This is a genomic window from Microbacterium sp. NPDC076768 (genome assembly GCF_040687205.1).
Taxonomy (GTDB): Bacteria; Actinomycetota; Actinomycetes; order Actinomycetales; family Microbacteriaceae; genus Microbacterium.
The window spans coordinates 441,549-454,096 of sequence record NZ_JBFBMU010000001.1 but is presented as its reverse complement, the minus strand read 5'-3'; the positions used below and the strand labels follow the sequence as shown (position 1 = coordinate 454,096).

At 60.8% G+C, this 12,548-nt stretch carries 13 protein-coding genes; 9 read left to right on the top strand and 4 right to left on the bottom strand.

Annotated features, from left to right (window positions below):
- Positions 1-23 precede the first annotated feature (23 nt).
- The 5 genes from AB0O87_RS02305 to AB0O87_RS02285 are packed head-to-tail and all read left to right on the top strand — an operon-like array spanning position 24 to position 3,807.
- Positions 24-803 carry a class II aldolase/adducin family protein gene (locus tag AB0O87_RS02305; RefSeq protein ID WP_363511348.1) on the top strand — a complete coding sequence of 260 codons (780 nt, stop codon included), beginning with the start codon at positions 24-26 and terminating at the stop codon, positions 801-803.
- A gap of 29 nt (positions 804-832) precedes the next feature.
- Positions 833-1,768: a 3-hydroxyacyl-CoA dehydrogenase NAD-binding domain-containing protein gene (locus AB0O87_RS02300; RefSeq protein ID WP_363511346.1), complete on the top strand. Its 936-nt coding sequence runs from the start codon at positions 833-835 to the stop codon at positions 1,766-1,768.
- On the top strand, positions 1,768-2,607 hold the full coding sequence (locus AB0O87_RS02295; protein WP_363511344.1) for an alpha/beta hydrolase: 840 nt from the start codon (positions 1,768-1,770) through the stop codon (positions 2,605-2,607). Before AB0O87_RS02300 ends, AB0O87_RS02295 begins: the two co-directional genes overlap by 1 nt.
- Before the next feature lie 14 nt (positions 2,608-2,621).
- A complete protein-coding gene (locus tag AB0O87_RS02290) occupies positions 2,622-3,077 on the top strand; it encodes a YbhB/YbcL family Raf kinase inhibitor-like protein (RefSeq protein WP_363511342.1) in 456 nt (151 codons plus the stop codon).
- Between the two features lie 10 nt (positions 3,078-3,087).
- Positions 3,088-3,807, top strand: coding sequence for an amidohydrolase family protein (locus AB0O87_RS02285; protein ID WP_363511340.1), 720 nt, complete (start codon positions 3,088-3,090; stop codon positions 3,805-3,807).
- Positions 3,808-3,882: 75 nt separating this feature from the next.
- On the opposite strand, the gene AB0O87_RS02280 is transcribed toward AB0O87_RS02285, so the two are convergent.
- From AB0O87_RS02280 to AB0O87_RS02265, 4 genes are all read right to left on the bottom strand, one after another.
- Complete coding sequence (locus AB0O87_RS02280; RefSeq protein ID WP_363511338.1) at positions 3,883-5,427, bottom strand: GMC family oxidoreductase N-terminal domain-containing protein; 1,545 nt, start codon at positions 5,425-5,427, stop codon at positions 3,883-3,885.
- 4 nt (positions 5,428-5,431) lie between these two features.
- Positions 5,432-6,166 carry an SDR family oxidoreductase gene (locus AB0O87_RS02275; RefSeq protein ID WP_363511336.1) on the bottom strand — a complete coding sequence of 245 codons (735 nt, stop codon included), beginning with the start codon at positions 6,164-6,166 and terminating at the stop codon, positions 5,432-5,434.
- A gap of 64 nt (positions 6,167-6,230) precedes the next feature.
- The gene (locus tag AB0O87_RS02270; RefSeq protein WP_363511334.1) at positions 6,231-6,989 is read right to left on the bottom strand and encodes an N-acyl homoserine lactonase family protein; all 759 of its coding nucleotides are present in this window, start codon (positions 6,987-6,989) and stop codon (positions 6,231-6,233) included.
- Positions 6,990-7,119: 130 nt separating this feature from the next.
- Entirely contained in the window at positions 7,120-7,515 is a 396-nt protein-coding gene (locus tag AB0O87_RS02265) for a hypothetical protein (RefSeq protein WP_363511332.1), read from the bottom strand.
- A gap of 178 nt (positions 7,516-7,693) precedes the next feature.
- Here AB0O87_RS02265 and AB0O87_RS02260 point away from each other — a divergent pair, with 178 nt between their 5' ends.
- The 4 genes from AB0O87_RS02260 (at position 7,694) to AB0O87_RS02245 (ending at position 12,543) form a co-directional block, all read left to right on the top strand.
- Positions 7,694-8,785 carry a BMP family ABC transporter substrate-binding protein gene (locus AB0O87_RS02260; protein ID WP_363511330.1) on the top strand — a complete coding sequence of 364 codons (1,092 nt, stop codon included), beginning with the start codon at positions 7,694-7,696 and terminating at the stop codon, positions 8,783-8,785.
- 79 nt (positions 8,786-8,864) lie between these two features.
- Positions 8,865-10,460: an ABC transporter ATP-binding protein gene (locus tag AB0O87_RS02255; RefSeq protein WP_363511328.1), complete on the top strand. Its 1,596-nt coding sequence runs from the start codon at positions 8,865-8,867 to the stop codon at positions 10,458-10,460.
- Between the two features lie 2 nt (positions 10,461-10,462).
- Entirely contained in the window at positions 10,463-11,611 is a 1,149-nt protein-coding gene (locus AB0O87_RS02250; protein ID WP_363512875.1) for an ABC transporter permease, read from the top strand.
- Entirely contained in the window at positions 11,608-12,543 is a 936-nt protein-coding gene (locus AB0O87_RS02245) for an ABC transporter permease (protein WP_363511327.1), read from the top strand. Before AB0O87_RS02250 ends, AB0O87_RS02245 begins: the two co-directional genes overlap by 4 nt.
- Positions 12,544-12,548 lie beyond the last annotated feature (5 nt).

Genomic DNA, 12,548 nt, shown 5'->3' with positions numbered 1-12,548 from the left:
ACCGACCAACCAGAGGAGACAGCGTGACGTACACGCATTCGCAGTATTACGAAGACCAGTCCATCGCCAGCGTGCTTGCTGACGTGGCGCGCGCACATCGGATTCTCGAGCTAGAGGGCCACGGCGACATGTCGATGGGCCACCTTTCCTTTCGGGATCCGTTCGGGCGTGGGCTGTGGCTCAAGCGGGGAAATCTCGCGCTCAGTGAGGTAGAGGGCGACGACTTCATTCTGATCGACTTCGATGGAAATGTTCTCGAAGGTACGGGGTTGCGTCATCTGGAATGGCCGCTCCACGCGGAGATCATGAAAGCGCGCCCCGATGTGAACTTTGTGGGGCACTCGCATGCGCATTTCTCGACGTTGCTGAGTGCTTCTCACGAACAACTCAAGCCATACAACAACCACGGAGTCTGGTTTGCCTACGAGGGCGTCCCGAGGTTCACCGAGACGAGTCACATCATCACCACTGTTCCACTCGGCGTCGCGGCGGCCGCCTCCCTCGGTGACGCGCAGGCGTTGTTGCTCGCAAACCATGGCATCGCCTTTGTCGGCTCCACCGTGGCCGAGGTGACTCTCACCGGTATCTTCCTGGAGAAAGCAGCGCGCTTCCAGGTCGACCTCGGTGCCTCAGGGTTCACCCCAATAGAGCCCACCCCCGAGGAGACGAAGGAGAAATTCGACCGCATCTACCCGGCGAAGGCACAGCATAACTTCTGGACGTACTTCAACCGTCGTCTTGAGCGCGTCGAAGCCGCCCATGGCATCGGAATCTCTCCGGTTGCCCTTCCGCCAGCCATCTGAGCCGTATCAACCGAAAGAGAGCAACGATAATGAGCAGCCTTCCCCGCATCGCCACCGTCGTGGGTTCCGGAACCATGGGGCCCGGCATCGCCGCCACCCTCGCTCGTGCAGGCGTCACTGTGCGTCTGTACGACATCTCAAACGAAGCCATCGAACGCGCGGAAGCCGCATATGGCGTCGTCCAGGGTGTTCTCGCCGCGGTCGATTCTCCATCGGCAGCCGGTGGGTCAGTCACCTTCGGCACCGACCTCGACGCCGCAGTCGAGGGCACTGAGCTGATCATCGAAGCGGTGCCAGAGCGACTTGAGCTCAAGCAAAAGGTGCTCGCTGACCTCGAAGCCCGCATCGGCGACGACGTGATCATCGCAACAAACACTTCGGGTATCCCGATTACCACCATGGGCAAGACGATGACCTTGCCAGGGCGCCTCATTGGGATGCACTGGTCGAACCCGCCGCACCTGATCCCGATGATCGAAGTCATTCCGGGCGAGGATACAGACCCCGCCCTCGTGGACGAGCTCATCGCGATCGTGAAGGCGTTTGACTACGTCCCCGTGCTTGAAAAAGAGATTCCCGGGTTCGTGGAGAACCGAGTGCTCTACGCAATTCTGCGCGAGTGCATGGCGCTGCTCGATGAGGGAATTGTGACGCCAGAGGGTCTTGACGCCTGCGTCAAATGGGGCATCGGCTACAAACTGTCCGTTATCGGCCCCACCCGTCTGCTCGACATGGCCGGCCTCGACATCTACCAGGCGGTCTCGGGCTATCTGAACAAAGAGTTGGACGCGAGCACCGAGACGCCGCAGCTGATTCTCGACAAGATTGCTGAGGGCAAGCTCGGCTTCAAATCCGGCGGAGGAATGTACGAGTACGGGCCAGGAGACGTCGATGCCAAGCGCAAAGAGATCATCACCGGCCTGATCGCGGCACGTAAGACACTCTCCTCCATTCCCGAAGTGTGATGACTCACACTCCGTCAATCACAGGCATCGAGGACGGACTCTTCCGCACGCAGGGCGCCGATGTTGATATCGCGTTCCGCGTGCGGGGGTCCGGCCCCGCCGTTGTGCTCCTGCATGGCACCTCGGCGAATCACGCCGTGTGGGAACCGGTAGGTGACGAGCTAGCGCACAGCGCAACTGTTATTGCCCTCGATCAGCGAGGGCACGGACGCAGTGACAAACCGCGGATGGGATACACCGCTCCCGACTTTGCGGATGACGTCGTAGCCGTGCTCGATGCCCTAGGCATCGAGAGCGCGATGGTCGCCGGGCACTCCCTCGGCGGACGCAATGCCTGGGTTGCGGCGGCACAGCATCCAGAGCGCGTAACCGGTGCCGTTGTCGTGGACTACACCCCGTACGTCGAGGCATCTGTGCTTAACGCTCTTGATGTGCGGGTTGCTGACGGATTTCGCGATTTTGCAGACACCACAGAAATCGCGGAGTACCTGCGTGCCAGGTACTCCGCGATTCTCCCCGGTGCCGTCCACCGACGCGCTCAATGGGGGTACGAACAGAACTCCGACGGTCGTTGGGTTGCACGCGCGGATAAGAATGCGATGCGCCTTCTTATCGAGGGATTTCGAACACCATGGGACGCTGAGTTCCGCAGCGTGCCGACGAGGATGACCCACCTCCGTGGTGCAAAAAGCCGAATCGTGAGCGATGACGCGTGGCAGAAAGCACGCGCTGATCGTGCCGCTGACCGCTGGGTCGTCGTGGACGAAGCGGATCATTACATTCCAGAGGAGCACCCGCTCCTCGTAGCCGCCGAGATCGCTCACGCTCTCGGCATCTGACCGAAAAGGAAGCCATGCCTCTCTTCATCGATAAGCTCACCATCGCGAGTCCAGACTTTGACGCCCTTGGTCGCATTCCCGACCGGCTCACAGCGGACGGGGGCAACGATGCTCCAGCTCTCTCGTTCTCGGGCGCTCCAGAAGGTACCGTCGAGCTCGCCGTCGTCATGCACGACCCGGATGCTCCACTGGCGCACGGGTTTACGCATTGGGTCGTTTACGGCATCCCAGCCGACGCGGCCGAACTTGATCTCGCCGCCGATGGCGTCCGTGAGGCTCCCAACGGTACGACGCAGGCCTCATGGTTCGGTCCGCAGCCTCCAATCGGACACGGTCAGCACCACTACTACTTCTGGGTCTACGCGCTGAGCGCGCCTGTGGACGGTGCGCCAACTCGCGAGGAGTTCCTTGCTTCGCACGCCGACTCGATCATCGAGCAGGCTCGCTACGTCGGTACGTTCTCGCGCTAAGGATTTGCCCATGTCCATCACCGATGCCCACATGCATGTCGGAGACTTCCCGACATTTGGTGTGAAGCTCGATGAGGCGCATCTCGCCGACTATCTTGCCCGGAACGATATCGACACCGGTTTCGTTTTCCACCAGGACAACGCCATGGTGCAACGAGTTATCCAAGACGTTCCCGGCGCCTACGGCCTTTACTGGGCGAACCCAAAGCTGGGGGATCCGATCCCTGAGTTGAGGGACTTTCTGGACGACCCGAAGTTTCGTGGAGTCAAACTTCATCCGCTGATGGATGGGTTTCACCCGGACGACCCGATGGTATGGCCGATTATGGAGCTGTTGATTGAACACAATCTGCCTGCGCTCATTCACTGCGGCCACCCGATTTTCTCGCTGCCGTGGAGCATCGAAGAACTGATTGCGCGATACGAAGACGCCAAAATCATCCTCGGGCATATGGGGCACGGCAACATCATCTACATTGATGCGTCGATTGCCGTCGCTCAACGGCATCCGAATGTGTGGCTCGAGACCAGTGGGATGCCGATGAGTATCAAGATTCTCGAAGCTGTGCAAAAGGTGGGATCTGACCGGGTCATGTACGGATCTGATGGACCGTGGCATGAGCCGAAAGTTGAGCAGCTCAAAGTTCAGCTCGCCGGTCTCGATGCTGACGATCTCGAAGACGTCATGCATCACACGGCTCAGCGGTTGTTTTTGGGGAACAGCCTCTGATCCGCGGTGCAGACGAAAGAAAGGAGAGCCCGTTGCGACCTTGTCATCGCGATGGGCTCTCCTTCCTTTCTGCTTCTAGTTCGGGTGGAGCGCAGCGAACGACTCAGCGATAGCCAAAACGCTGGCGTGTACGGGGCCTGCCGTAATAGCGGGGATAACCGCGGCGTCTACGACGTAGAGCCCATCGACGCCGCGGAAGCGGAGATCAGGCATCACCGGCGCAGCATCATCGTGGCCCATACGTAGGGTGCCCACCGGATGGTGATGGGTGATCGCGGAACGAGCGATGAATCCGTCAGCCTCTCGATCGCTCAGCGTCCCGGTGCCGGGAAGTAGCTCCCGGTCGCGCCATTTCGCAAGACCTGCAGAGGCGCCAACGAGGCGGGCGTGCGCGAGTGCCGCACGGAACGCGACGCGGTCGTGGCTCGTCTCCAAATATCGAGGATCGATAACCGGTTCATCGCTAATCTCAGGGCCAGAGATGTGGAGCGTTCCACGGCTGGTCGGATTCGTGACGCCGAACAGGAGTGTGTAGGCCTCACCGTCGACCGCATGTTCGCGCTCGGTCGTTGAGAATGACTCCGAGATGCTGGGGCCGACCACGCATCCCACGACGATGTCGGCGGCGCCCTCCACGCGGTCGAGGCCATCGAGCGAGAGGTAGGTCATCGCCTCCGATAACTGCAATCGCGTGTGAGGAACGGCGCGCCGTGAGTGGTACACGTTGCCAGCGCCGAGAAGGTGGTCGTGCAGGTTCTTCCCCACGCCAGGTGACTCCAACAGTGTCTCCACTCCGGCGCGGGAGAGTGCATCGGGGTCGCCCACGCCCGATCTCATGAGTAGCAGCGGGTCACCGATGGAGCCGCCAGCGAGGATCACCTCGTCGGCCGTGATGATCTGGTCTTGGGCGCCGTGGGTCACCTGCGCGCCGCGCACACGTCCACGCTGGATCACCAGGCGGTGCACAGTGACGCCAGTGAGAACGGTGAGGTTCTGGCGGTCGAGCACGGGATCAAGATACGCATCAGCGATGGTTACCCGCTCGCCGTCTCGGATAGTGAGGGAGTTGAGTGTTGCCCCCAGCATCTCTCCGCCGTTGTGATCCGGAATCCGCGCCACTCCGAGGCTCTCCCATGCCGAGAGGTAGTCCGTCACTAGAGGACTAGATAGTTCCGGGCCGGGGAGGAGGACAGGAAGCGGGCCATCGCCTCCGTGCACGGTGTCGGCCCCACCCGAAAAGGTTTCCATCTGACGGAAGTGGGGGAGGAGCGACTCCCATGACCACCGCGTGTCACCCGTTTCCGCTACCCAGCGTTCAAAGTCGGCGCGACACCCGCGCATGTGTGCCATCGCGTGGAGGAGGCTCGAGCCGCCGAGGCCTTTCCCTCGTGCCCAGCTGAGTTGTCGCCCGCCGAGTCCTGTTTGGGGTGTGGTGCGGTAGTCCCAGTCGTATGGGCGCCCATGGATGTGGGGCCACAGGTCCGGGCGACGCATCTCGGGATCATCGACCCGAGCGCCTGCTTCGAGCACAAGGACTCGGCGCGACGGGTCAGCGCTCAGGCGGTTTGCCAGAACGCTGCCCGCCGAGCCGGCACCCACGATGAGGATGTCGGCGTGCATCGACTCAGTTGCGTGTGTGGCCAGCGTCGACCACGAGCGTCTGACCCGTGATCCATCCAGCCTTCTCTGATGCCAAGAAAGCTACGGCCGGCGCGACATCTTTCGGCAGGCCGCGACGATCAAATGCCTGCATTGGCACGACAAAGTCGAAACCGTTCACGTGAGGGCCCTCCAGCACTCCCTCGCTGGCGATGATGCCGGGGGCGACAGCGTTGATGGTGATGCCATTCTTGCCAAGCTCACCGGCGAGACCGCGCACGAGTCCGATCGAAGCTCCTTTTGTCGCGACGTAGTGCGCGCAGTTCGGGGTTCCAGCGACGAACGTGTTCGATGCGATGTTCACGATGCGGCCGTAGCCCGCGCGACCCATTACCTCGGTGACCGCGTGTGTAATGAGGTAGATGCCGTCGAGGTTGACGGACATGACGCGACGCCACTCCTCGAAAGTGATGTCTTCCCACGGGGTGAGTGGAACAAGGGCGGCGTTGTTGACGAGGATGTCGATGCGACCGAGCTCATCAGCCACCTCTGCGACGACGGCCGCTACTGCTGCAGGGTCGCTGACATCGAGTGTTTTTGCGATACCGCCGATGCGATCGGCAACATCGGCGGCGCCAGCCGCGTTGATGTCAGTGACGACGACCTGCACACCGTCTGTTGCCAACTCTTCGGCGATAGCGGCTCCGATGCCCTGGGCGGCTCCGGTGACGATCGCGACCCGCTGCTCTTTCTCGGCCATGTGCTGTTACTCCTTATATTTCTGTTGTCAGTGCTGGGGTGGCCGATTGGCCGCGTGGTCGAGCTCAGCTGCCGCCGTAGTATTCGGGCGCCAGTTTCCAGGTGACGAAGGGCTTGAGCTCGTGTGAGGGGTACACATCGGCATCCTTCGTGCGTGCCAAGTAGTTCAATCGCCTGATCGCCTCGACGGACTTCGTCGGGTCAAGGTGGAAGCCAGCGATCCACTCCTTTTCCAAAGTGGTGTGCGTGTATGCCGCATCACCGCAGAACAGCATGTTCCTCTCATTCTCGAGCTCGACCAGTAGGGAGTAGTGGCCGATGGTGTGCCCGGGAGTTTCGAAGAGCCAGACACCCGGTGCCACTTCGTAGTCGCCGGAGATCGGTTTGTATGTCACGGCTTCATGGTCGAACGACAGGTCGGAATAGCCCAGCTTTTCGAAGGGCTCTGGGACCTTGGCATGACGCAGCTCCTCTTTATGCACGAGCGTTGTCGCAGAGGTGAGGAACTTATTGCCCCCGACATGGTCGAAATGGAAGTGCGAGTTGACGACGATGTCGATGTCTTCGGGCTTGTAGCCGATTTTTGCGAGCTGGGCGGGGATGGTCTGTTCCGCAGTCTGCTCTGGCAGCTCGAAGGGAAGCACGCGCTCGACGTGGTCAAGGTCGAATCCGGTGTCGTAGAGAATGAGGCCATCTGTGTGCTCAATCAGCACACTGTAGACCGGGAAACGTACGGGATTGCCTGCGTTGATGTGCCAATGCACGTCCGACTCGTCGATGACGAGGGTTCCCCCGTCGAGGAGATAGACCTTTGGGTCCGTCATCGTTGACCTTACCTTTCATAGATTCTCATATTGCGGTAATTGAGGTTCAAACTATGAGAACAATGTGGAAGGTGTCAAGAGGTGGTTGTGGAGTTTTACGCGCTCGAAACAACGCAAGACGCACGCTGTCTCACCCGGCAGTTACTCCGGGGTGGTCCTCGAAGAGCTCGGCGAAGTCATAGTGCGTCCAGCGATAGCAGTGCTCCAACATGGGCTCTGCTGCAAAGTCGCCGATGCACGTGGTGTCTTGATAGCGGTCGCTCGTTGAGCTTTCGTAATGCACGCGGCAAAGTACGCGCCACATCGTCTCAGAGTCGACGCCCTCGTCTAGGGCGTGCTCGGAGGGTAGCCAGCACTCGGTGCGCGTAATCTCGTCTACCGCGACGCCGGATGTGGGGCCGGCTACCGCCGCAAGCTGCGCAAGCGCGGCCGTGTCGCGTTCGGATAGCTGCGGCTGCGCGGCGCAACCGGTGATGGCAAGGGAGAACGTTAGCGTGATGCACGCGATTGCGGACTGCCGGTTCATGGTGGACCTCCACCCCTCATCATCGAGGGATCGTGTTTCAGCGGTGTAAATACTAAAATTCACCGTTGACGCGTCGCCAGGTTTCTCATACTGTAGCGCTATCCCGACACATTGTGAGAAAGATTGCCCTGGCAAGGCGACGAGGATCGGGACTTTCCGACTGAGAGGATCTTCGGCAATGCCTATTACCCTGAGCGACGCACAGCGCCGCAGCACACGCACAGCCACCGCCGCGGCGATCGTCGTCATCGCGTTCGGTCTCGCAGCCTGCTCGAGCGGTCGAGGGGGAGACTCCCCTTCGACCGAGCCGAGTGACGACGCGGGCACAACCGTCGAGCAGTTTGCGCTCGTCTCCCCTGAAAATGAATCAGACTTCGGTTGGAACCAGGCTGGTCTTGACGGTGCTACCGCAGCATCTGAGGCCCTTGGTATCGAGGTTACGCTCGTCCCCGACGCGGGTTGGGATAACACCGAGACAGTCCTTGGTCAGGTCGCGGACAGCGGCGCACAGTTCATCATTGCGCACGCCTCGGGTTACGGGGTGGCTGCGACGAGCGTCGCCGAAGCCAAGAACGTTCCTATCCTCATCCAGGATGCGGGAGAGAACATTCCAGGCAAGATCGCCATCACCAAAACCGAGGCTCAAGAGGGCGGTTACTTGGCAGGTATCGCCGCGGCGATGACAACCACGAGCAACACGGTCGGCATCGTCGTTTCTGCCGATGACCTCAACTGGTTCAAGATGTCCTCCGGGTTTGCGGAAGGCGTCTACAGCGTCGACCCGAGCATCTCGGTGCTTTACACGTCGGTTGGTCCCGCAGCCTATGCAGATGCAGCCGGGGGCAAGGCGGCAGCAGAACAACTGATCGCCTCCGGTGCCGATGTCATTTTCGGCATGGGTGACGGCGCGACGCACGGCTACCTCCAAGCAGTCGAGGCGGCGGACGGTGTCAAGTACATCGCAGACATCGGTGACGTGACCGCCGGCCTGGGCAACACCGACGTGTTGCTGACCTCGGTTCTCTGGAACTACGCCTCAACCTACGAGCAGGCCATCGAAGATGTCGAGGCTGGCACTTTCGGCGAGCAGGGGTACTCACTCACTGTGGAAAACGGTGGCCTCACGCTACAGGAAACAGACAACCTGACGGCCGAGATTCAAGCAGCCATCGAGACTGCGATGGAGAGCATTGCCGATGGATCGATTGTTCCCACTGCGGCTGAGAACGCCGCTCAGGTGAACGAAGTCATCGCAGCCAAGGGCGCCTGACCTCCAACGAAGAGCCATCGGTGCCGGGATGCCCGTCCCGGCACCGATGCCCAGGCGCATACATCGCAAGGAGACGCACATGACATCATCCACAGAGCCGAGTGTGATCTCGCTCCGTGAGATCACGAAGGCCTTTCCGGGCGTCGTGGCGAACGACCGAATCTCGCTCGACATCGCCAGTGGACAGGTCCACTGCCTTCTCGGCGAAAACGGGGCAGGAAAATCTACCCTCATCAGCATCCTTGCGGGCATGCAACAGCCCGACTCCGGCACCATCTCGATCGATGGTGTACCCACTCCGATCAACTCGCCGCGCGCAGCCGTGGACAACGGCATTGGCGTTGTGCACCAGCACTCCACACTTGTTCCCGCATTCACGGTTCTCGAAAACTTGATGCTGGGCGAGAACGGATTCATGCTCGATCGCAAGTCTGCCCTCCAGCGACTCGAGGAATTGTCGGATCTGCTTGGCGTGCGCATTGAGCCCAATGCCCTCGCCTCTGACCTTGGGCTCGGTCAGCAGCAACAGGTCGAGATCGCGAAGGCGATGTGGAAGGGCAGCAGACTCCTGATCCTCGATGAGCCGACCTCGATGCTCACCCCGCAGGCGATCGAGCACCTGGGTCAGAGTATCGAGAGGGTAAAGGCGCGCGGGCTCGCTATCGTCTTCATCACTCACAAACTGCGTGAGGCCTATGCGATGGGCGATTGTGTCACCGTCCTGCGGGGCGGGCGCAACGTCGGGCATATCTCGGTGGACGAGCTCGCCAACTATTCGGAAAGTCAGGCGCAAGACGCGATCTTGCACGCCATGTTCGGCGATGACCTTGCGAAGGTCGACGACGCCGCCGAGCTCGCGGGTGCCACTGAAGCGACCAGAGAGAGCGCGCGAGTGGACCGGAGGGGGAGCCCTGTTCGGCTGTCTCTTGCCGCGGTTTCTAGTCACGGACTCGGGCGCGATGTGGAGGTCGACGAAGCCACGCTCCAGGTGCATGAAGGGGAGATTCTGGGTGTCGCCGGTATTGATGGGCACGGCCAGGGCGCGCTCGCAGAGGTCGTTGCCGGTCAACGCCCCGCATCGCATGGCACCGTGCTATTCGATGGGCAAGACGTCACCCGCCTCGGTGTTCGTGGGCGTCAGCAACTCGGACTGCGCTACGTCACTGATGACCGACTGCATGAGGGGACGGTGGCATCGATGTCAGTGTCACTCAACCTGGTGATCAAGCGCATCGGGCAGCGGCCTTTCTGGAAATGGGGACAGATCCAAGACAAGGTCGTCGACGCAGAGGCAGAGCGTCTTATCGAGGAGTACGGCATTCGCACGCCGTCGTCATCGACGCGTGCTGGCACACTCTCGGGCGGCAATATTCAGAAGATCCTCCTCGCCCGTGAACTTACCCACGGGGCGCGTTTGGTGATCGTAAACAAGCCCACCTACGGCCTCGACCTCAAAACAGTGCGACTGGTGCGCGAGATCCTCATCGACTTCGCAGCGAACGGCGGGTCGGTGCTTCTCCTTTCGACCGACCTCGACGAGCTGGTCGAGCTCTCTCACCGCATCGAAGTTATCTCCCGCGGCCGTCTCGTCGGCAGCGTCATCAACGACGGGCCGGGGACGGCCGAGAAGGTGGGGCAGCACATGACTGGCGCGATTGAAGGAGTGAGCGCGTGACGATGACAACTCCCGGTCCCACGACCACGGCCTCGATGGCTATTGTTCCCCCGAGTCGCGCTCGGCGGCTGGGGGCAGACCTCGTCCGTTCCGTGTTGCCCGTCGTGCTCGCCCTCATCACCTCTGGCTTGATCATGCTCGCAATGGGCACCAACCCGCTGGACTTCTTTGCGGGCGTGTGGACGTACGGAATCACGGGCGATAACTGGCAACGCAGCCTCGTGCTGATGGCGCCGCTGCTGATCGTCGCGCTGGGGCTCATTATCGCTTTTCGTGGTCAGCTGTGGAACCTGGGTTACAACGGGCAATATCTGCTTGGCGCCCTTGTCGCCTCTGGCGGTGGCCCGTTGCTGTTCGCGGTTATGCCGGCATGGATTGCGACAATAATCATTTTCGTCGGTGCCGTTTTGCTGGGCGCTGTCTGGTCGCTCGTGCCAGCGATCTTGAAGGCGCGGTACGGCACGAACGAGATCATCACCTCGCTTGTGATGTCATTCATCGCCGTCGGACTGGTGAACCTGGCCATCAAGGGTCCGTTGAAGGACCCGACCACGCCGATGCCACAGACCCGAGTGATCCCGGACGACCAACTGCTGCCGTACATTCCTGGAACCGAAATTCATATCGGATTCGTCATCGCGATATTGCTCGCCGTGCTGGCACAGTTCGTCCTCAGTCGCACGTCGTTCGGTCTGCGCCTCGACGTTTTTGGTGCGAGTCCGAAGGCGGCGAGGCACGTAGGGATCAACTCCACCTGGATGGTCATTCTGATCTTCGCGCTGTCAAGCGGCATGATCGCTTTCGCCGGAGCGATCGATATCCTCGGGCAGTACAGCTACCAGCGCGCGAACTGGAACCCGGCCTATGGTGCCGCGATCCTTCCCTTCGTTTTCTTGGCAAGGCTGAGCCCTGTGGGCTCCATACCGCTCGTTGCTTTCTACGCGGTGCTAGCCACCGGGGGAACTCTTGCTACTCAGCAGGCCGGCCTCAACGTCGACTTCCTGTTGGTGATTGTCGGACTCATCCTCATCTTTATGACCATCACTGAGTACATCGGCGATCGCCGACGACTCGGACAGAGTTATCTGCCGGCGGGGTTGCGTCGCACACTGACACGCCCGTTCGCCCGCGACGGAAGGAAGACTTCATGAGCGACCTGGTCTCCGCGACGTTCGTGACGGTGTTTATCGTCAGCGTGCTCGCCCAGGCGATGCCGCTAATCCTTGCTGCTGCTGGTGAGACTGTCGGTGAACAAGCAGGCGTGCTCAACCTCGGTATCGAGGGCGTCATGCTGATCGGAGCGTACTCCGGGTTCGTGGCCACTCTCGTGTCCGGGAGTTTCTGGTTGGGGATGCTCGCTGGTGCTGTCGGCGGTGTCGTTGCCAACTTGGCGATGCTGATATTGAACGTCTGGTTGGGGCTCAACCAGATCGTGATCGGCCTCGCGGTGACGCTTGTTGGCGAAGGTCTCACGTCTGTGCTTTACCTACAGAACTACGCGAAGACGACCACAGGGTTGGGGAAGCCGCCTGAATTTGCCATCCCAGGGCTCTCCGAGATCCCCGTTATTGGCCCGGCGCTTTTTCAGCAGTCGTCAATCTTCTGGATCATGTTGCTCCTGGTGATCGCGCTCGGGTTCCTGCTCTCACGAACAAACTGGGGACTATCGACGCGCTCTGCGGGACAGAAGCCTTCTTCGCTGGACGCGGCTGGCGGAAGCGTTGTGAAGACGCGGTCTCAGGCCGTCATCCTCAACGGAGTGTTCGTAGGACTCGGCGGGGCCTACCTCGCCATTCTCACGACCTCGACGTTCACGCCGATGATTACGAACGGCCTCGGTTTCATTGCGATCGTGATCACGATGCTCTCCCGCGGCCGGATGTGGATGGTGATCATCACATCGATGATCTACGGCCTTGCGGTTGCCATCGGACCAGCGTTGCAGGTGATTGGGGTCAACGTTCCAGCGGACTTCATCAAGATGCTGCCGTTCATCGTGGTGATGATCACCCTCATCATCTTCGCCCGCAGTTCGGTCGTACCACCGGCGCTGGGCGCTGCCTACACACGCGGTGCGCGCTGAGGCGT

What these genes read in the sequence shown, in the direction of transcription:
- AB0O87_RS02300 (WP_363511346.1), top strand. Translation starts at nt 833, where the DNA reads ATGAGCAGCCTTCCCCGCATCGCCACCGTCGTGGGTTCCGGAACCATG.
- AB0O87_RS02265 (WP_363511332.1), bottom strand. Translation starts at nt 7,515, where the DNA reads ATGAACCGGCAGTCCGCAATCGCGTGCATCACGCTAACGTTCTCCCTT.
- AB0O87_RS02250 (WP_363512875.1), top strand. Translation starts at nt 10,463, where the DNA reads ATGACAACTCCCGGTCCCACGACCACGGCCTCGATGGCTATTGTTCCC.
- AB0O87_RS02260 (WP_363511330.1), top strand. Translation starts at nt 7,694, where the DNA reads ATGCCTATTACCCTGAGCGACGCACAGCGCCGCAGCACACGCACAGCC.
- AB0O87_RS02255 (WP_363511328.1), top strand. Translation starts at nt 8,865, where the DNA reads ATGACATCATCCACAGAGCCGAGTGTGATCTCGCTCCGTGAGATCACG.
- AB0O87_RS02280 (WP_363511338.1), bottom strand. Translation starts at nt 5,427, where the DNA reads ATGCACGCCGACATCCTCATCGTGGGTGCCGGCTCGGCGGGCAGCGTT.
- AB0O87_RS02295 (WP_363511344.1), top strand. Translation starts at nt 1,768, where the DNA reads ATGACTCACACTCCGTCAATCACAGGCATCGAGGACGGACTCTTCCGC.
- AB0O87_RS02290 (WP_363511342.1), top strand. Translation starts at nt 2,622, where the DNA reads ATGCCTCTCTTCATCGATAAGCTCACCATCGCGAGTCCAGACTTTGAC.
- AB0O87_RS02275 (WP_363511336.1), bottom strand. Translation starts at nt 6,166, where the DNA reads ATGGCCGAGAAAGAGCAGCGGGTCGCGATCGTCACCGGAGCCGCCCAG.
- AB0O87_RS02270 (WP_363511334.1), bottom strand. Translation starts at nt 6,989, where the DNA reads ATGACGGACCCAAAGGTCTATCTCCTCGACGGGGGAACCCTCGTCATC.
- AB0O87_RS02245 (WP_363511327.1), top strand. Translation starts at nt 11,608, where the DNA reads ATGAGCGACCTGGTCTCCGCGACGTTCGTGACGGTGTTTATCGTCAGC.
- AB0O87_RS02285 (WP_363511340.1), top strand. Translation starts at nt 3,088, where the DNA reads ATGTCCATCACCGATGCCCACATGCATGTCGGAGACTTCCCGACATTT.